At 46.5% G+C, this 19,359-nt stretch carries 17 protein-coding genes and 11 tRNA genes; 2 read left to right on the forward strand and 26 right to left on the reverse strand.

Annotation, left to right across the window (positions count from 1 at the left end; genetic code table 11):
* Positions 1 to 198 precede the first annotated feature (198 nt).
* The 6 genes from NLX82_RS06545 to NLX82_RS06570 form a co-directional block, all read right to left on the reverse strand.
* Positions 199 to 711: an adenine phosphoribosyltransferase gene (locus NLX82_RS06545; RefSeq protein ID WP_023989926.1), complete on the reverse strand. Its 513-nt coding sequence runs from the start codon at positions 709 to 711 to the stop codon at positions 199 to 201.
* A gap of 69 nt (positions 712 to 780) precedes the next feature.
* Positions 781 to 3,177 carry a single-stranded-DNA-specific exonuclease RecJ gene (recJ, locus tag NLX82_RS06550; protein WP_254347630.1) on the reverse strand — a complete coding sequence of 799 codons (2,397 nt, stop codon included), beginning with the start codon at positions 3,175 to 3,177 and terminating at the stop codon, positions 781 to 783.
* A gap of 32 nt (positions 3,178 to 3,209) precedes the next feature.
* Positions 3,210 to 4,166 carry a cation diffusion facilitator family transporter gene (locus NLX82_RS06555; RefSeq protein ID WP_023989928.1) on the reverse strand — a complete coding sequence of 319 codons (957 nt, stop codon included), beginning with the start codon at positions 4,164 to 4,166 and terminating at the stop codon, positions 3,210 to 3,212.
* Between the two features lie 199 nt (positions 4,167 to 4,365).
* Complete coding sequence (gene secF, locus NLX82_RS06560) at positions 4,366 to 5,283, reverse strand: protein translocase subunit SecF (protein WP_023989929.1); 918 nt, start codon at positions 5,281 to 5,283, stop codon at positions 4,366 to 4,368.
* Positions 5,273 to 6,529, reverse strand: a complete 1,257-nt coding sequence (gene secD, locus NLX82_RS06565) for a protein translocase subunit SecD (protein ID WP_023989930.1) — start codon at positions 6,527 to 6,529, stop codon at positions 5,273 to 5,275. The genes secF and secD overlap by 11 nt, the downstream gene beginning before the upstream one ends.
* A gap of 90 nt (positions 6,530 to 6,619) precedes the next feature.
* The gene (locus NLX82_RS06570; protein WP_013311570.1) at positions 6,620 to 6,877 is read right to left on the reverse strand and encodes a post-transcriptional regulator; all 258 of its coding nucleotides are present in this window, start codon (positions 6,875 to 6,877) and stop codon (positions 6,620 to 6,622) included.
* A 307-nt stretch (positions 6,878 to 7,184) separates the two neighbouring features.
* On the opposite strand from NLX82_RS06570, the gene spoVB reads away from it, so the two are divergent.
* On the forward strand, positions 7,185 to 8,759 hold the full coding sequence (spoVB, locus tag NLX82_RS06575) for a stage V sporulation protein B (RefSeq protein WP_023989931.1): 1,575 nt from the start codon (positions 7,185 to 7,187) through the stop codon (positions 8,757 to 8,759).
* A 5-nt stretch (positions 8,760 to 8,764) separates the two neighbouring features.
* Here the strand turns inward: spoVB and NLX82_RS06580 are convergent, their stop codons facing one another.
* Positions 8,765 to 9,541: a YetF domain-containing protein gene (locus NLX82_RS06580; protein WP_023989932.1), complete on the reverse strand. Its 777-nt coding sequence runs from the start codon at positions 9,539 to 9,541 to the stop codon at positions 8,765 to 8,767.
* Between the two features lie 206 nt (positions 9,542 to 9,747).
* Between NLX82_RS06580 and NLX82_RS06585 the strand changes: the two genes are divergently transcribed.
* On the forward strand, positions 9,748 to 10,137 hold the full coding sequence (locus NLX82_RS06585) for a TIGR04086 family membrane protein (protein WP_023989933.1): 390 nt from the start codon (positions 9,748 to 9,750) through the stop codon (positions 10,135 to 10,137).
* Positions 10,138 to 10,225: 88 nt separating this feature from the next.
* Here the strand turns inward: NLX82_RS06585 and yajC are convergent, their stop codons facing one another.
* The 19 genes from yajC to NLX82_RS06680 form a co-directional block, all read right to left on the reverse strand.
* A complete protein-coding gene (gene yajC / locus NLX82_RS06590) occupies positions 10,226 to 10,561 on the reverse strand; it encodes a preprotein translocase subunit YajC (RefSeq protein ID WP_023989934.1) in 336 nt (111 codons plus the stop codon).
* A 34-nt stretch (positions 10,562 to 10,595) separates the two neighbouring features.
* On the reverse strand, positions 10,596 to 11,735 hold the full coding sequence (gene tgt / locus NLX82_RS06595) for a tRNA guanosine(34) transglycosylase Tgt (RefSeq protein ID WP_013311575.1): 1,140 nt from the start codon (positions 11,733 to 11,735) through the stop codon (positions 10,596 to 10,598).
* 20 nt (positions 11,736 to 11,755) lie between these two features.
* Positions 11,756 to 12,784, reverse strand: a complete 1,029-nt coding sequence (gene queA, locus NLX82_RS06600) for a tRNA preQ1(34) S-adenosylmethionine ribosyltransferase-isomerase QueA (RefSeq protein WP_028542424.1) — start codon at positions 12,782 to 12,784, stop codon at positions 11,756 to 11,758.
* Between the two features lie 7 nt (positions 12,785 to 12,791).
* The gene (locus NLX82_RS06605) at positions 12,792 to 14,885 is read right to left on the reverse strand and encodes a SpoIID/LytB domain-containing protein (protein ID WP_254347631.1); all 2,094 of its coding nucleotides are present in this window, start codon (positions 14,883 to 14,885) and stop codon (positions 12,792 to 12,794) included.
* A 228-nt stretch (positions 14,886 to 15,113) separates the two neighbouring features.
* Entirely contained in the window at positions 15,114 to 16,121 is a 1,008-nt protein-coding gene (ruvB, locus tag NLX82_RS06610) for a Holliday junction branch migration DNA helicase RuvB (RefSeq protein WP_023989937.1), read from the reverse strand.
* A 50-nt stretch (positions 16,122 to 16,171) separates the two neighbouring features.
* Entirely contained in the window at positions 16,172 to 16,786 is a 615-nt protein-coding gene (ruvA, locus tag NLX82_RS06615; RefSeq protein ID WP_023989938.1) for a Holliday junction branch migration protein RuvA, read from the reverse strand.
* Entirely contained in the window at positions 16,783 to 17,286 is a 504-nt protein-coding gene (gene ruvC / locus NLX82_RS06620) for a crossover junction endodeoxyribonuclease RuvC (RefSeq protein WP_254347632.1), read from the reverse strand. Before ruvC ends, ruvA begins: the two co-directional genes overlap by 4 nt.
* Positions 17,287 to 17,516: 230 nt before the next feature.
* Positions 17,517 to 18,221: a BofC C-terminal domain-containing protein gene (locus NLX82_RS06625; RefSeq protein WP_023989939.1), complete on the reverse strand. Its 705-nt coding sequence runs from the start codon at positions 18,219 to 18,221 to the stop codon at positions 17,517 to 17,519.
* A 114-nt stretch (positions 18,222 to 18,335) separates the two neighbouring features.
* A tRNA-Pro gene (locus NLX82_RS06630) sits at positions 18,336 to 18,409 on the reverse strand.
* Between the two features lie 7 nt (positions 18,410 to 18,416).
* Positions 18,417 to 18,496: transfer RNA gene (locus NLX82_RS06635), tRNA-Leu, on the reverse strand.
* 12 nt (positions 18,497 to 18,508) lie between these two features.
* A tRNA-Arg gene (locus NLX82_RS06640) sits at positions 18,509 to 18,585 on the reverse strand.
* A 5-nt stretch (positions 18,586 to 18,590) separates the two neighbouring features.
* Positions 18,591 to 18,665, reverse strand: a tRNA-Gly gene (locus NLX82_RS06645).
* A 35-nt stretch (positions 18,666 to 18,700) separates the two neighbouring features.
* Positions 18,701 to 18,776: transfer RNA gene (locus NLX82_RS06650), tRNA-Lys, on the reverse strand.
* Between the two features lie 28 nt (positions 18,777 to 18,804).
* Positions 18,805 to 18,881, reverse strand: a tRNA-Asp gene (locus NLX82_RS06655).
* 26 nt (positions 18,882 to 18,907) lie between these two features.
* Positions 18,908 to 18,984 (reverse strand) — tRNA-Met (locus NLX82_RS06660).
* A gap of 29 nt (positions 18,985 to 19,013) precedes the next feature.
* Positions 19,014 to 19,089, reverse strand: a tRNA-Val gene (locus NLX82_RS06665).
* A 10-nt stretch (positions 19,090 to 19,099) separates the two neighbouring features.
* Positions 19,100 to 19,171: transfer RNA gene (locus NLX82_RS06670), tRNA-Glu, on the reverse strand.
* A 17-nt stretch (positions 19,172 to 19,188) separates the two neighbouring features.
* Positions 19,189 to 19,280 (reverse strand) — tRNA-Ser (locus NLX82_RS06675).
* A 3-nt stretch (positions 19,281 to 19,283) separates the two neighbouring features.
* Positions 19,284 to 19,359, reverse strand: a tRNA-Asn gene (locus NLX82_RS06680).

The following is a 19,359-nucleotide window of genomic DNA, read 5'->3' on the forward strand; positions in this document are numbered from 1 at the left end:
GACCACTATGCTCCTTATGACCACCTCTGCTCCTTTTTTTATTGTTCATAGACATTTACGAAATTTTTTCATACCTATTTTCCAACAAAGAAACAAAATAGTCCGATGGAGCAACTCTTTAGATAAAGAGATGTTCCATCGGACTATTTAGGCGATCCGCACATAATTATTTCCCGGGAAACCCGGGTTTCGAAATACTTAATACGTAATCAGGGTGAATACATCTACATCAGGCAGTTTCGCCCGACCGTTTAAGTCAGACAGCTCGATAAGAAAAGCAGCCCCTGCCACATTACCACCAAGCTGGCGTACCAAGTTCACGGATGTAGCAATAGTTCCACCTGTAGCAAGCAGGTCATCAGCAATCAAAACATTTTGGCCTGGCTCTATAGCATCCTTATGCATCGCCAGCGTATCTTTACCGTACTCCAAACCGTATGCTTCCTCAATGGTTTCCCCAGGGAGCTTGCCACTTTTACGGATGGGAATAAAACCAACACCAAGCGCATAAGCCAAAGGAGCACCAACAACGAACCCACGTGCTTCTGGCCCTGCAATCAAATCAATTTTCAAATCCGATACCAGTTCCTTCATATCGTTGATAGCCTTGCGATACAGTTCACCATTTTTCATCAGGGTCGTAATGTCCTTAAAACTAATCCCTGGTTGTGGAAAATCGGAAATCACCCGAATATATTCTTTGTAGTCCAACTTAGTTCCTCCTACTGTAAACTTCAAATTAGTATATACATTTTACAACATAAATTGCGAAATAGTATCTCAAGACGCACCCTTCATAAGCGACATAATCCAGCTCGTCATCTGGGTAGTGTCCGCATCCAACAAGTACTTCTCCATCTCAGCCATATTATACAATTCCTGATATCGTGGAGAAGCTGTTAAATCCCGCTTAGGCGGATTGGATACAAAACAGAATTGACCATCTGTACGCGTCATAAACTCAAGTTCTTCGAAGATGTCCAACACTTTGGATAACATGCGTACTGAACAGGAGCACTGTCGGCTAAGAGCAGGCAGCATTGCTTTTTCATCAATAGGCTGTGTCCCCATTCGGGAAAGCACAACGTAAATACGCTTGAACAGCTCTCTGTCGGGGCTTACGAGTCGACCGCCACGCTCACTGACCGAATGAAGGAGAAATACGTTCTCTACATTCTCAAAGGTAGACCATAATGCCTGAAACTGATCCGGTGTATCCGGCGGCTCTAGTACGAACAGCGACTTTACAGAGTGCTGTGCATCTCTTTGACCATCACTGGGAATAACGCTGCCATCTTTATCGTACAACCATAAGGATTCAGCATCCACGGAGCCCGAGGGACGAAGCCTAGATGACGGGTGGATCAACACCGCAACGTCTTTCTTCCTTTCCTCTATGCGTGGATGAAAGATCTTGAGTCCCCGCTCTAATTCGGCAAAAGGGTCCGACACTCCACGATAATCAAAAATTTGCGGCTCCTGCACTCGAATGTCCTGCATCATTAGCTGGAGAGACCTTTTACCGTTCCATTCGTTAATTGACAATTCACCCAGCAGATCTATCTCCGTTTGTTGCTGTAAAAAATCAGCCAAATCGCCACGACGGAAGGCAATCGCGTCCAGCGATAAACCGTTCTGCTCCAGCAAGAGCTTCACATGATTTTTCTCACGTCCCATTTTACGAGCTTCACGCAATTGCAGTCCCTGTAATACGAATCGTGGAGAAGGATTCCCCATACCAAAAGGCTGAAGCAACTCCAGTTCTTCAACCACTTGCAAAGATACCTCGTCCAAACGACAGACCATATCAGCTTCAGCTACAGGAATGAGATCTTCTGGTGTCAGAATGGAACCCGCATAGCGGTTCAGCTGCTCTTCAAACAATTCCAGATTGTCACGGGACAGCGTCATACCCGCAGCCGAAGGATGACCCCCAAAATGCTCCATAAGCTCATGGCTGTCCGTAAGAGCACTGTAAATATCCAATGCAGGAATAGAACGGGCAGAACCTTTGCACATGCCTGTCTCAGCATCTATACCAAGAATAATGGTCGGTCGATAATAACGATCCAATAGCTTGGATGCCACAATTCCGACAACGCCGACATTCCAGCCTTCACCAGCTAACACAATAACTGACGGAAGCTTGCCTCCATTCAGTTTGGATGCCAATTGTTGCTCGGCTTGCTCCACAATACGTTCGACCACCTGTTGACGCTCACGATTGAGCAGGTCCAGCGCATGCGCAAGTTGATCTGCTTCTTCCTCTTTTTCTGTCGTCAGCAGAGAAACTGCTCGTCCCGCATGATCCAAGCGCCCGCTGGCATTAATCCGCGGAGCCAATGCAAATGCGATGTTGACTGAAGTCACTGTAGATATATCCACGCCCGCTACATGGAGCAACGCACGAATACCCAGAAATGCAGAGTTTCTCATGGATTGAATCCCTCTGCGTACCATCGTCCGATTTTCACCATGTAGTGGCATCAGATCGGCTACCGTGCCGATAGCGGCGATTTCAAACCATTCCTCCGGCACCTCACCCAACAGCGCCTGGGCGAGCTTCAGGGCAACACCAACACCTGCAAGACCTTTAAATGGGTATGGGCAACCGGGTAGCTTCGGATTAATCAAAGTATATGCCTCGGGAAGTACAGCAGGCGGCTCATGATGATCCGTCACAATAACATCTATCCCCAAGGAAGTTGCATAAATAATTTGCTCTACTGCACTAATTCCCGTATCTACCGTAATGACCAGCGTAACTCCCTGCTGATGAGCCCAATCAAGGGCATGATTATGCAGACCATATCCCTCATTAGAACGATGGGGAATATAAATATCATAAGAAGCCTTCAGAAAACGCATGAGCTGAATCATCAATGATGTACTGGATACGCCGTCCGCATCATAATCGCCATAGATTAATATATGCTCGCCACGTTCCAGAGCCTGGCGAATTCTCGGCACGGCTTCTTTCATACCAAGAAGCAGAAAAGGGTCGTGTACATCGTCCACACTTCCGTACAAAAAGCGGTTTGCTTCCCCGGCGGTAGTGACGCCCCGGTTCACTAAAAGCCGGGACAACAATGGTGAAATCCCCAGTTCTTCTGTCAACAGCTGAGCCGCTTCCAGGTTAGCCTCTGGGGTCTTCCATCTGTACTGCGAATGAAGCAATCCTATTCACCTTTCTTTCATAGTCGTCTGCCCTATTGAAGCAACGACGACACATCATTATCTGGCAGTTCATGATTGGATTTGTAAGGATATCCGGCTTGATAAGAAATGAACTGCATTTGTACATGGGTCACCTGTGGAAAACGGGCTAACAGTAAATTTTTTGCTCGATCGGCAATTTCCTGCGCTTCCTGTACCGTAATCCGCGGGTTCACACTTATCGTTACATCCACTGTTATGAAATGGCCTGTTTCCTGGGCATGTAAGTGTTCAACCGTTACAATACCATACACCCGTTGAATCGTCTCCATAAAGCGTCGGGAGTCTTCCTCCTGCAAGGGCTGTGCAGGAACCTGGTAAGCGGTATTCATTACCATCAAATATCCTTTACGCAGCACCAGACAGGCTACCAGCAAAGCTGCGGTTGGATCAAGATATAATAATGCAGGCCATTCCATTGCTTCGCCAGTCATTGCACCAATCATGCCGATCAATGCAATCAACGATGCATACAGCGAGTAACGTTCATGGTTAGCGTACCGATCTGCTTCCGCTTTATGACCATGTTTAATCGAGTAGCGATATTGAAACTGAAATAGCGCTTCTCTCAACACCAACGCAATAAATACGGTAATTAATGCATACAGACCGGGAGCCTGCGGTTCCGAACTGCTTAATGAACGAACCGCCGAGATAGCTAGCTGAAGACCGCTCATCAGCACTAAAATAGCCAGCACCACAGATATGACCGTCCGAACCTTTTCACCGTTCCGCAACCGTGCCAGCATTCCGTGCCCTGTAGCACCCTTGGAAAACAGAAGCTCCTGCAAACGGGAAGCACTATCCGCAGCCGTGTGCAGTGCATCCCCCAATAACGCCTTGCTGTTTGCAGCATAACCGACGGTTCCCTTTAGAACAGCCAGCGCGAGATTACCTACAATCCCGCTCAACGCCGCAGTTTCCAATGATCGGCTGCGTTCGCTATTCACAACGTTTCCCCCTCAATCCTGAACTAACCCTTTCCCAATAAAGCTCATTCTAAAATAACCGAATTTCTCAAAACCAAAAACCATTCACATTTAAGTGCCACTACTGTGCCTTACTCAAGGTAAATCTCAAAACCTTAGAAAACCGCGCCCAGGCAGACGCGGCTTTCTCTTTAATTTATACTACTGGTATTTGCGTAACTTAAGACTTTGCAGTTTTGACCGCGCCCCCGCCAGCTGTCGGGGATTTTTGTTTTCCTTTCAATGCCACCCACAGCGGGCTGGCAATGAAAATGGAGGAATAAGCACCAAACAACAAACCAATGACCATTGCAAGTGAGAACATACGGATCGATTCGCCGCCAAATATGAACAAACATACGGAGGCAATAAACACCGTAAACACGGTTGCAAGTGAACGAGTCATTGTCTGCGCAATACTGTGATCAACTACCTGTTCTAAGTCGTCTCTGGACTTCTTCTTCGCAAATCGTAGATTTTCCCGAATACGGTCAAAAATAACGACGGTGTCATTAATGGAGAAACCAACAATCGTCAGAATTGCCGTAATAAAGGTCAAATCCACCTCAAGCCGGAAAATCGAGAAAATACTGATAACGAGGAAGGCATCATGCAACAACGAAACGATGGCTGCAATGGCAAACCGCCATTCAAACCGGATCGAAATATAGACCGCGATGGCTACACATGCTAGCAAAATCGCCCATATTGCATTCCGCTCCAGTTCTTGTGCCATTTCCGTATCTACTGTATTGACCTCAAAGGAAGCCTTTGGATCAAGCTCTTTATTAAAGGAAGTCTTAAAGTCATTCACTTGCTGATCCGTCAAAACCTGTGAGAAGCGAATGCCGAAACGCTCTTTCCCCGGTGTATAATCCACCTCTTTACCGATCTTCTGCTTGTCCAGCAAAGTTTGAATCTGTTCCTGTGTAACGACTTTAGTCAAATTGACATCCACATTGGAACCAGAACGAAAGTCTACCCCGTAATTCAAGCCGAATATCGACAAGCTCAGAATACCAAGCAGTGTGATAATAATCGAGAACGTGTAAAACCACTTGCTCATCTTGATATATTTATAGTCCCAATTAAAGCGCACTAATATCACTCTCCTTCACACCAAAATACTTGGGCTTCTTCACAGCATCCGCTTTAACCAGCAGATTGAGCAAGAAGCGGGAGAAGAAGATATTCGTCAAGATACTGGTGACAATATCAACGATAAGCACCAGAGCGAAACCTCTAACGGAGCCTGTTCCGAGACCAAACATAACCGCTGCCGCTATAATTGTCGTAATATTGGCATCCATAACGGTACGGAACGAAGCCTTACTACCTGCGATAACGGAAGAACGAATCGTTTTGCCCGTCTTGATTTCTTCTTTAATCCGTTCATACGTAATAATATTGGCATCGACTGCCATCCCGATCCCGAGCACGAAGGCGGCGATACCTGGGAGCGTGAGCACGAATCCACCCAAGTAGAAGATCGCAAGCACCAGCCAAGTATGAACGATGAGACAAAAACTGGCCACTAATCCTGGTATACGGAACATCGCAATCATAAATACCAGAATAATGATTGAGCCGATCAACCCAGCACGAATCGTCTGATCCAGTGACAATTGACCCAGCGTAGCACCTACACTCTGAGAATATTTTTCCGTCAGTTTGAGCGGAAGGGCACCCAGATTAATCGTATCCGCCAGTTTATTCGCTTCATCACGAGTGTAGCTACCTGTGATTGACGCGCTACCGTCCGTTAATTCCCCACGTACTGTAGGTGCAGACAGCAATTCCTGATCCAGGAAAATAGCTAATTCTTTATTCAGAAGTCGCTTTGTGATTTCTGCAAATTTAGCTTTGTCCTTCACTTTGATACTAATCTCAGGTTGATTCAGCTGGTCATAGCCTACAACAGCGCCATTCTCCACAAAATCATTACCGCGGAGCTCAATTTTGCTGTATTGGCCTGGCTTTTTAGCATCTGCTGCCGTTGCACTACGGAACGTTAATTCTGCAGGCTTTTTCAGCATGGAGCGGACTTCTGCCTCATTAGTGACACCAGCAAGCCGCACGCGAATTCGGTTGCTTCCCTCTGTTGTTACTTCCGGCTCAGTCGTACCGAGCGCATTAATCCGTCTCTCCAGACTTTGAGCTGTTTGTATAAGAGACTGTCTGGTTACACTCTGCCCGGCTTCCAAAGGCTGGGCTTCATATAAAATCTCAAAGCCTCCCTTTAAATCGAGGCCTAATTTTAAACTGTTCAGTAGGCCCGGGCTTGTCCCGATCATAACACCAGTAGTTATGAGCACGACCACGATGAAACTTAGAATTCTCTTCATTCCGTCCCATGTTCCCCTTTCATTCTCAATATTCCTATTATAGCTACCCCTCAAAAAGCAGTCAATTTGAACGCAAAAAAAGACCCCCTTCTATTCGAAAGTGGAGCCCCGTAATGCGGACATAGTCAAATAGTTCATAAAGCTCGTCGCTTTAAGGGAAAGTATATCGTTAACGAGCTTGTGCAGCGGAGGGATACCCTCCTTTTCATATTTATGGCTGACGCAATTCCACACGTCCTTACTTGTGACATGCTCATAGCCTACGAGAATCAACTCGTCCGCCTTACTTTGACAGAGCATCTCAATTGCGTCATCCCAATCCTGCTCATCCAGCTCTTCCATACCCACGATGGCCGTTCCTCCTCCCAGCGACTACCGGTTCCGCAGATCAGCAATTAGCGGGGTTATTGACTGCTTTGTAGAACATTTCTGTCCTGATCCTGGAAAACCCTTCTTTTCGTTGAAAATAGCCTTAAATCAACAATATATGCATTCATTTCGCTCGTCAATAGCAGAATTCACCACTCTCCCTCTTGTTGTCTAAATCACTTTGTTTCTGAACGGAAAAGCTTGTCATGAAGATGGACAGGTCCAGCATATCTTCTAAAGTAATGTATAGACGCAGAATTACATTTTGGGGAAGAGGGAGTTGCGATTGAAAAAGCAGACATTCATCCATGGAGCAATTATTTTATTGGCAGCAGGAATTATCAACCGGATACTAGGTTTTATTCCCCGAATCGCACTCCCGCGTATCATCGGCCCCGAAGGAGTTGGCTTGTACCAACAGGGGTATCCCTTTTTTATCGTTCTGGTGACGCTTATTACAGGGGGAATCCCTCTTGCGGTAGCCAAGCTAGTAGCCGAAGCCGAAACGGCGGGACAGCCCGAAATGTCGCGGCGTATTTTGCACACCAGCCTGCGCTTCACCATTACACTCAGTCTGATCGCCATGGTGCTCTGTCTTGTGTTCGCGCCTTGGATCACAAGCCATCTCCTGACCGACAGCCGCGTGTATTATACATTCGTGAGCATGAGCCCAATGATAGTCATTGTAGCTGTTTCCTCAGCTTATAGGGGCTATTTTCAGGGAAAGCAAAATATGATTCCTTCTGCCACCTCCTCCATTGCGGAGACCGTTATGCGCATTTTTTGTGTCATTTGGTTTGCTTACTTGTTACTTCCTCATGGGGTAGCCTACGCTGCTGCAGGTGCCATGCTCGGTGCTCTGGCGGGCGAATTCATTGGCATGATTGTGCTGCTATGGCAATACGTGTGTAACCATCGAAAAGATCGCATCCTTCAGCCGAAGTCGCCTATCCCCTCCTCTGAGGTTCAACCCGAGCAATCATCCGTTTTGTCACGTCTTATGTCTATATCCGTTCCTGTTACTGCTGGAAGGCTTGTTGGTTCCTTATCCTATTTGCTCGAATCTATCTTGTGCATGCGTAGCCTCGCCGTAGCAGGCATTGCAACTGGCGTGGCAACCGCACAATATGGAGCCATGCAGGGCATGGTCATTCCTGTATTATTACTACCTGGGGTTCTTACCAGTTCGCTAGCAGTTTCACTCGTTCCTTCGTTATCCGAAGCAGCAGCCAAGGGGCATATTACAGCCATTCACAAACGTCTACATCAATCGCTTCGGCTCGCTTTGGTTGCAGGAGCCCCCTTTGCCGTAATCATGTATGTTTTGGCAGAACCTCTGTGTCTGCTACTCTATAATAATGGCGATATTGCAGGCATGCTTAAGCTCATGGCACCTTTTGCTCTTTTTATGTACATTCAGGCTCCGCTTCAGGCAGCACTTCAGGCATTAGACCGTCCTGGAAGTGCGTTATTAAATACCTTTATCGGAGCCGTTATCAAAATTGCGCTAATCGTCTGGCTTGCTTCCCAACCTCAGTACGGTATCTACGGAGCTGTCATCGCCATTTGTATTAACAGTGCCATTGTTACACTCCTTCATGGCTTCAGTGTCAGCAGACTGCTTCGCTTCCGCGTACGTTTGCTCGATTTCTGGAAGACCGGGATAGGTATGATCATCATGGCAGCAGCAGTATTATATACCTACAGACATCTAACGATGTTCAACCAAATGTGGCTTCAGTTTATTTTTGCCGCAGGTTTGGGAATTATACTGTACCTTTTCCTAATGACCTTGATCAAAATGATTGATTGGGACAACCTTACACGCATTCCAATCCTGAGAAGATGGTTTAAAGCATAGGAAATCTAATCCGAAGATTTTCCATAGGTCGGTGGTGTAATATACACATCACCTCTATGGTTAACCGAGCATAAAAAAACATCCTTAAAATCTTTGTGTCCCTTTGCTTGAATCTGATTTTTAAGCCAAAAACGGTTCATATCCATCCGTTCCAAATTTCGATCCAGCACCTTGCCATCCATGATTAATGGAATAGGCAGTCCCTCATATCTAAACTTTCCACCAATTTGTGGAGAAGGATGGACCTTATTCACCTGTTGCTCTTTGTTTATCAAATCTGTTCCGTTTAATTCTTGCTTCATTTTTCCGTGTTCCACTCCATCGTTATCATCCTTACCTATAACCGTTAGCTTACCTGTCGTTTCCAAAATAACATATTCGACTTCGTCCAGACTTTCTATATTTTGTTCACGAAGTTGTAACAGCAAGTCATCTAAATTGTAACGTTGTTTCACCATTTCGTCCTTGTTTAATTGTCCATTGGAGTACAATACACTGGGCCTACCATCAAATAGTAAGCGCAGTCGCCGACTTTTCAGACTAAAAAATGAAATCCCGATTTGCAAAATTAACAGCACTCCTAAAGGAATCAGCCCTTCATAAAGTGGACGTTTTATATCCTCCAGGCTGAATACAGCAATTTCTGCAATCATAATCGATATGACGAGATCGAAAACAGACAATTTGCCGATCTCCCTTTTACCCATCAAGCGCATCACCAGATATACAATAAAATACATGAGCAGCGTCCGAAAAATATGAGCAAAAATATCGTGACTCAATATGTTCGCCTCCTCCCCTGTACTTGCAATAAGACATTAGTCGTTCATTGTACACGTATTCTGACCGTTCCTCACTTGGCTCATACAAAAAACAAAAGGCTAAATTATTGAAATAAAGAGAAAGACTGCTTGCGACTTGGTACTAAGCAGGGAGGCTTGGCCATAGAATGATAATAGTTCAAACCTTGGTACAGGAGGAATTATCCATGGAGCTCATTCGCCGCTGGTGTTCGTTTCGTCTGGCCCATCCCATTTTATCCGGCTTATTTTATGCTTTTGCATGGATGCTGCTTGGCGCATTGATTCTTTCACTACTCTTGTGGCTGACACAGATGCAGGAACAGGACTTATCATTGTATACGTATATCGTCCACGCATTCGCCATGCTATCTGGCGGCTTCGTCGCCGGTAAAAGATCCACAAACAAAGGCTGGTATCAAGGCGGTATTACAGGCATCCTGTATGGACTAATCGTTTTGCTGGTCGGTTTTCTGGCATTGGATGCGGGCATGAACGGCAAGGACCTGTTACACTTAGCTTTCGCGTTTGTCATAGGTGCAGGTGGTGGGATGTTTGGCATTAATCTCAGCAAGTAATCAAAATGTTTGTATCCATGTAATAAAACAACACAAAAAAACCGAGCCTCCTCAAAGGCTCGGTTTTTGCATAACGGTCAGAAGTATTCTAAGATTTGGAAACAACTTCCTCAGATGCCGTGTCTTTTGCAATCGCATTACTAATTGCACTGCGGTCAAAGGTCAGCTTCGTGACATCATTCACACGCAAAACTACTACATCATCCGTAATCTCCACAATTGTACCGTGAAGACCTCCGATCGTAATTACTTTATCTCCCTTTTTCAAAGCTTGAAGCATCGTTTGACGCTGCTTTTGTTTTTTCTGATTCGGGCGAATCAGCAAGAAATAGAAGATTACAAACATCAGAGCCAGTGGCCAGATCATTTGAAAAAGTCCGCCAGTTCCACCGGGTGCAGTAGCGGCTGTAGCAAAATGAAACATGTTAAATCCCCCTTTCGTATACTCTCCCTAAAACTTAAAAGCCTTTATCATTATCATGAAGACCGTACTGCTCAAAAAATTCATCTCGGAAATCAAGCAGCCTGTCATCCATAATCGCTTGTCTGACATTACGCATCAATTGTATTAAGAAATGCAAGTTATGATACGTTGTCAGTCGGAGCCCGAAGGTTTCATCCGCTTTAATCAAATGCCGCAAGTAAGCACGTGAATAATTGCGACAGGTATAACAATCACAAGCGGGATCGAGCGGGCCAAAATCACTTGCATATTGGGCATTGCGAACGACAAGACGACCTTGGCTGGTCATCGTTGTCCCGTTGCGAGCAATTCGCGTTGGAAGTACACAATCAAACATATCCACACCACGGATAGCGCCTTCAATCAAGGCATCTGGAGAACCTACACCCATCAAATATCTTGGCTTGTTGGTGGGAAGCAGAGGCAGCGTGTAATCTAGCACTTCATACATCAAATGCTTCGGTTCACCTACGCTCAGTCCACCAATAGCATACCCCGGGAAATCCATGGAAGTCAAATCCGCAGCGCTTTGCTTACGCAGATCTTCATGCATGCCTCCTTGAACAATGGCAAACAGCCCTTGATCATGAGGACGCGCGTGTGCCTCCAAACAACGCTCAGCCCAACGGCTGGTACGTTCCAGTGACTTTTTCACATACTCATATTCAGCCGGAAATGGCGGGCATTCATCGAAGGCCATCATAATATCTGAGCCAAGCGAGTTTTGTATTTCCATCGCCACTTCAGGCGAAAGAAACTTCTTATCTCCATTTAAATGAGAGCGAAAATGAACACCCTCCTCTGAAATCTTGCGCATTTCACTTAAGGAAAACACCTGGAATCCACCGCTGTCCGTTAAAATAGGGCGATCCCAATTCATAAACTTGTGCAGTCCACCTGCTTCACGAATAATATCGTGGCCAGGACGAAGAAACAAATGGTACGTGTTACTCAAAATAATTTGAGCATCCATCGCTTTCAGTTCCTCAGGACTCATCGTTTTAACAGTAGCTTGAGTTCCCACAGGCATAAAGGTTGGTGTCTCAATAACTCCATGAGGTGTGTGTACACGCCCAAGACGGGCTCCCGATTGCTTGCAGGTTTTAATATGTTCGTATCTTATTGCTGGTGCCATATTTTCTCTACCATCCTTAATTAATAAATGAACATTGCGTCCCCGAAGCTGAAAAACCGATATTGTCGGTCAATCGCCTCCTGGTAAGCATGCATAATATTCTCCCTGCCCGCCAGTGCGCTGACCAGCATAACCAAGGTGGATTTAGGCAAATGAAAATTCGTAATCATCGCATCCACCACACGGAATTCATAGCCTGGATAAATAAAAATCTGTGTCCAGCCACTACTGGCCTCTAATACTCCATCTAGGAATTTATTGCCCACCGTTTCCAGCGTTCGGCAACTGGTCGTCCCCACCGCCACGACTCTTCCGCCGCGCGCCTTGGTTTCATTGAGTACATCCGCTGTTTCCTGTGACAATGAATAGTATTCTTCATGCATCACATGTTCTTCAATCGTATCCACAGACATCGGTCTGAACGTCCCTAAGCCAACATGAAGTGTGATAAAGGCAACGGTAACGCCCTTCTTTTTAATCTGGTCCAGCAATTCTTCTGTAAAGTGCAGCCCTGCCGTTGGAGCCGCAGCAGAACCTTCATGCCGAGCATAAACTGTCTGATAACGCTCGCGGTCATCCAGTTGTTCCTTGATATACGGCGGAAGCGGCATCTGCCCCAGACGGTCCAAGATCTCCTGGAAAATACCGTCATATGAAAATGAAAGTACCCTTCCGCCCATATCTCCTTCTTCCTCAATTACTGCTTTCAGCTCATCACCGAAAACGATAACAGCACCCTTTTTCAGCTTTTTACCGGGTTTCACCAGTGCTTCCCATCGATCCCCTTGCAGTTGCTTAAGCAGCAAAACCTCAGCCTTAGCTCCCGTGTCTTCCTTGATGCCAAACAAGCGTGCAGGAATCACTCTCGTATCGTTTAACACCAGCGTATCCCCTGGTTGAAGATACTGCACAATATCCGAAAACGTATGATGACCCACTTCACCATTATTTTTGTTTAACGTCAGTAATCTGGAAGCACTCCGATCAAGCAAAGGTGTCTGTGCAATTAATGTTTCAGGCAGTTCAAAATCGTAGTCGTTTACATTCATATATTGGTCAGTCCTTAACTATATCCACATTTTTGTAATAGTGTTGCAAAATTTTCTTGTAATCATACCCCTGCTCGGCCAAACCGTTGGCACCCCATTGGGATAAGCCCAAACCATGACCATTTCCTTTACCTGTAAAAATAAAGCTTTGTGTTTTGTCAATGACCCGTGCATGACGATCTTCATTCATGACGATCACCCCGTTACCACTTGAAGTACTACTGCCAGATGCGGACAGGATTTGAGTGCCTTGTGTACCACTTACATGAGAAGTAGCCCCATCAGCGCCTAATACAGTATAACTTCCGGTACTCGCAATATCAAACAGTGTGCTTGGGAGTCCGCCCATCGCTGAGCGAAACATATCTGGATATTTCACTTTCAAAGGGGATCCGTCCGCTTCAACCTCCAACACTCGCCCTGATGGACCACGTTTGGTGACATCAAGGTGATTAATAGAGGAAGGCACTGTGCCCGTGACTTTCCCTTGCAGGGATTTAGCAAGCTGAGCTGACGTAAAGGGCCCCCGCACCCATGCATAGTCTCCGGACTGAGGCACCTTTTCTAATACAATTATCTCTTCGCCCGGCTGCGCCTTGGCTATTGGTGTAACTGTCGATTGGATTTGGGGAATAGGACGCACATTTGTATTTTCCGCAGTGACGGTGATTTTGTCTAACCCCGCTTCTGTGACACCCTCCAGTTCCTTAGCATTATCCTCACGAATATAACCTGTTTTGCCACTGGAGAGAAGTACATGATACCATTCCTGTGCTCCTTTTTGTGCCGAGGTATCCCCCGAGCTGTCTACGCTGGCAAAGGCTTCGCCACCACTGTTCCACACCTCGGAAGCATCTGCTGTCACACCGCCCGCATTAGATGAGAATACAGCTTCGACCACTTTGCCGCCACTTTTAATGACTTCACCAGCTGTTGCATCTACAGCCTCATTGACATTGGCATGTTCCGAGCTCTTACCGTTGTAAGCCTGGCTTAACGTGCCATCTACTACATTGCCGATCTGAAACCGATTGCCTTGGGCAAGCGCGTAGCTACGAGCCGCTACCGCTTGAGCCTTGAGCGCTTCATCTGGCCATGAGGAATAGACCTCCGCTCCTACCACAGAATACAAATACTGCTCCAAAGGAACTTCGTTCACAAGCGCCAGCTGGCCTGACGTCATGCCGATCTCCATCTCGCCGCGATATGTACGCTGGGATCTTTCGACCACTTGTATTCCATTATTACCGCCGTTAACAATTACCTTGCTATTATCAGAACCACTTAGCATGTAATGAGACATCACCTGCGAGCCAGTCGTAACTCCTGCTTCCTGTCTTATAATGAGGCCGGTTTGAGTAGCATTAACTTTAGACAGCGTGAGTCTCGGCTGCTTGCTCTCCAGTTCTGTTTTCAAAGCCGACAGCTTGCTGTCATTACTTTCTTCTCCAACCCATACAGCATACTGGCCTCTTGATTGAATCACAGTAAAAGCATCAAAGCCCGCCGCAGCAATTGTCGTTCGAACGAGATTAGCTTCCTGCTCGCTTCCGTAGCTTCCTGTGGACCAATGCTTGTTTCCCTTAACCTCGGGCTGCGCTCCGGTTGCGGAGGAAATCCGCTGTACAGCAGCCTGCGCAGACTGTTCACTAGCATATATTCCCGCGTACACTTGATACACAGAGCTACCATTTTTTGAACCGATAAAAACCGTAGGTTTATCATTAGTCTTTTGCAGGGCTTGGGCCGCTTTTATCGCCGCTGCTTCATTTCCTTCAAGTACCTTCACCCGATAGCTGTCTACACTAAAACGAACCGTACTGTCTGGCAGTCCCATCCAAGTTTGAAAACTGCCTCCACTGTTCTGTCCAACACTCAGACCTCCTGATGATTTCAAGGTTACAGCGGGAACTGTCGCTTTATATTTGCTACCTAGATCCGCAAAAATCACTACACGAATATCCTCTTGGGCGGCAGCAGCGTGAACGCCCGAAGACCAAGGTATGCACACTGTAGCTAATACCATAATCGCTGCTGCTCGTTTGGCCCGGCCCATCCATGCACCGAAAATACTTTTTCGGTTAAATGCTTCTCCACTCATTTCTGGCTCCCCCAATCTAGCTGTCTAGCACTTATATTGCGTAATTTATCGGGATCTCGACCCTTGTCTGTCCCTTTAAATACATCGGCGGAATAAACCAAAATATGAACCCGCTCGAATCTCACTTACATTCTCACTTCCCTCAATCATCCGTCAGCCGATATCGTATTCACCATACTTGCGTGTAACCATGCAATGATTTTTTTAAAAGTGCTTCATGTTTCCTAATCACCGTGGATCCGTTGGCATTGGAATTCCAAGGTGGCCATATGCCGCCGGAGTCACTGTTCGTCCCCGAGGTGTTCTTTGTAAAAGGCCAATTTGTAACAAATAGGGCTCGTACACATCCTCAATTGTCTGGCTCTCCTCCCCAATGGTCGCAGCAATTGTGTCCAATCCTACAGGCCCGCCCCTGAATGAATGAATCATGGCCTTAAGCATTTTATGATCAATTTCATCAAGTCCGAGTGGATCTATTTGAAGCCTCTTTAGCGCCTCTGCAGCTAACTCAGAATGAATAATACCGTCTCCAGCAACCTGGGCAAAATCACGCACCCTTTTTAACAGTCGGTTGGCAATACGCGGTGTCCCCCGTGAACGCAATGCGATTTCCTCTGCCGCATCCCCGACAATTTCAATCTCCATAATATCCGCGTTCCTGGACACGATGTAAGCCAGCTCGTCTGTCGTATAAAACTCTAATCGACTAATAACACCAAACCGATCACGCAATGGCGCAGAGAGCAGCCCAGCGCGCGTAGTGGCCCCTATAAGGGTAAAGGGTGGCAAATCCAGACGGACCGAGCGTGCACTCGGGCCTTTACCAATCATAATGTCCAGCGCAAAATCCTCCATTGCAGGATACATGACTTCTTCCACCGTACGATGAAGGCGATGAATCTCATCAATGAACAAAACATCACCCTCTTGAAGATTGGTCAGCAATGCTGCCAAATCTCCCGGTCTTTCAATTGCAGGACCTGAAGTTGTACGCAGATTAACCCCCAACTCATTGGCAATAATGTTAGCAAGAGTTGTTTTACCCAACCCCGGCGGTCCGTACAACAGTACATGGTCCAACGCTTCTTTACGCATTTTGGCCGCTTCAATATATACTTTCAGATTTTCCTTAACCTGATTTTGGCCGATATATTCATTTAGATAACGGGGGCGAAGGCTTAGCTCCGCCGTCTGGTCTTCCATCATCAAATTGGCGGAAATAATCCGGTCATCCATATTCCATCGCTCCTCTTTTCACCAGACATTTGTTAACGGACATCAGCGTCCTATCCGGCAAACAACAGTTGCAAAGCCCGCTTCATCAAAATATCAGCAGATTCATCAGGTTTCGCATCTTTCTTCATTCTGCTCCATACCTTATCCAACTCAGCATCAGTGTAACCCAGCGCCTTGAGCGCCTCACGGGCCTCGCCCCAATATGAACCTTCGCCTTCTTCTACGACAGGCTCAGCAAACAATCCGGTTGCCATCCCCAACGAGCCAATACCGTCGAGCTTATCTTTCAAATCCAGAATCATACGTTGTGCCGTTTTTTTACCGATCCCCGGTAACTTGGTGAGAAATGTGATATTCTCCTGATAAATCGCCGTTACCACATGAGCAGGCGTACCGCCTCCTAAAATACCAAGCGCAACACGCGGTCCAATACCAGATACATCAATCAGTTTACGGAACAGCTGCTGCTCCTCACGAGTCGCAAAACCGAACAGTAAAATAGCATCTTCCCTTACATGATGGTGAATGTAAATGACCACTGAACCTTCAGTTTTGGCGAACGCGTAAGGATTCGGACAAAATACCCGGTACCCTACACCCTGCACATCTAAAACGACATATTCATTTTCCAAATGGGCCACAGAACCACGCAAGAAATCTATCATTTTCGCAATACCTCATTTAATTTTGAATTTAGTCCATAAGAATGCGCATGACAAATAGCCACCGCCAAAGCATCCGCTACATCGTCCGGTTTGGGCACAACTTGAAGCTTTAGAAACATTCTAACCATTTCTTGTACCTGTTTCTTCTCAGCCTTACCATACCCTACAATAGCCTGCTTTACCTGCATCGGCGTGTATTCACCTATAGGCAAATTACGTTGTTTTGCAGCTAGTACCAGCACCCCACGTGCCTGACTTACAGACATAGCGGTTGTAACGTTGCGATTAAAAAAGAGCTTTTCCAGTGCTACCGCATCAGGCTTATATTTATCTATTAATTGCAACATGTCTTCATACACATGAAGCAGCCTTTCTTCTTCCGGTGTATGGGCCTCCGTCTGGATGCAGCCATACTGTACAGGAACCACCTTGCTGCCAATCTTGTCTACAAATCCGAAGCCCACAATGGCAATGCCCGGATCAATTCCTAAAAAACGCAAAAAAATCTCTCCCCTATCGCTCAAACATGGCTTAACTAAACAATAGCCAGACGTTATCCTTAATATAATCATGGCCAAATACCATATAAAGCGAACATATGTGTCGTTCTTTTCATTATAACAAAACTTTGTATCTAATAGAGGAAAAAATTTAAACGTGAGTAAAAACATAAAAAGAGACGCTTCAAGCCTCACCTCATGGGCAATGCCTAACGTCTCCGTAGTTGTAATCAATAGTGCTGCTTTAATACCCTTTGTGTTCGCTCCACGGCAAAGTCACTAAAAGTGGAGATTACACTGTTATACTCATTTATATCCTGTACACGGATCCCCTGCTGAAGTTGTTTATACACCCCTTCTGGCAAGGCCGTCTCCATGGAACCCACATCCAATTGAAAAAAAGTGCGGATAACTTTTTCTCTTTTAGGTAGCCCTTCATACAATGTAAGCTGGCCGTCAGTGCTCAAACCCATGTATCCACGCTCTTTGCATGACTCTGACAAGTCTTCCACCCTGCGCTCCAGCCACACCTCTCCTTTGGTATTAAGTCGCCCCTTCCAATCGGGATGTTGCTTCAGTAAGGTCTCTAGCTGCTGTGAACTTAGTGTTCCCAAGGAAAGTGTTTCCGTACCACACACGTAGGTGGTTAATAGACGGGTCTTCCTGCTTATACCGGAAGCACGAATACTTTGCAGTAGTTGCATCTGTGAGGAGTGATCTTCAGTTGGGCTCAGATGTGAAGCCTCCTCCATGCTCTCCTCAGCCATGACGGTAGTAGCGAGTGGCTGTGACAACATAGCCTGCAAATAATTCGAAAACAGAATACCCAACCCTGCCAGCAAACAAGCCGCACCAAAAATGCTAAAAGCCCACACTGTTCTTCTCCACTGTTTCCAGCGCCGTTTCATCTGTTTTTTCCAACTTAATCGCTTCACAGTAATCCCTTCCGTCCCACTTTTTGTGTTAGTGTGACCTGACGATTACTGATTTATACAAAAAGATATGAATATAACAAAAAAGCCGCTGCTTCCAGCGACTTTCCTTTTGAATCGGGATGACACGATTTGAACATGCGACCCCCTGGTCCCAAACCAGGTGCTCTACCAAGCTGAGCTACATCCCGAAATAGATGCCGGTGAGAGGACTCGAACCTCCACGGTTTCCCTCACGATTTTGAGTCGCGCGCGTCTGCCAATTCCGCCACACCGGCTTATGAAGTTAATGGCGCGCCCTGAGAGATTCGAACTCCCGGCCTTTTGATTCGTAGTCAAACGCTCTATCCAGCTGAGCTAAGGGCGCAAATATGGAGCGGACGACGGGAATCGAACCCGCGACCCTCGCCTTGGCAAGGCGATGCTCTACCGCTGAGCCACGTCCGCAATATCATTATATCCATGACATATAAGTTCATGAATGGTGAGCCATGAAGGACTCGAACCTTCGACACCCTGATTAAAAGTCAGGTGCTCTACCAACTGAGCTAATGGCTCCCAACAGGGTAATATAACTTTGTAAAAATGGCGGAACTGACGGGATTCGAACCCGCGATCTCCTGCGTGACAGGCAGGCATGTTAGGCCTCTACACCACAGTTCCATAGCAGTTTACATTCAAAAGTTAATTGGTTGCGGGGGCAGGATTTGAACCTGCGACCTTCGGGTTATGAGCCCGACGAGCTACCGAACTGCTCCACCCCGCGATAATATTAGGGACTGCTATTTAAATAAATGGTGGAGGCTGAGGGGCTCGAACCCCCGACCCTCTGCTTGTAAGGCAGATGCTCTCCCAGCTGAGCTAAGCCTCCATACTACTTATGACCCGTAGGGGATTCGAACCCCTGTTACCTCCGTGAAAGGGAGGTGTCTTAACCCCTTGACCAACGGGCCATACAATAAAATAATTATGGCGGAGAGAGAGGGATTCGAACCCTCGAGACGCTTTTGGCGCCTACACGATTTCCAATCGTGCTCCTTCGGCCAACTCGGACACCTCTCCATATGGCTCCCCGAACAGGACTCGAACCTGTGACAACTCGATTAACAGTCGAGTGCTCTACCAACTGAGCTATCAGGGA

Source organism: Paenibacillus sp. A3M_27_13 (assembly GCF_024213315.1).
Lineage (GTDB): Bacteria > Bacillota > Bacilli > Paenibacillales > Paenibacillaceae > Paenibacillus > Paenibacillus polymyxa_B.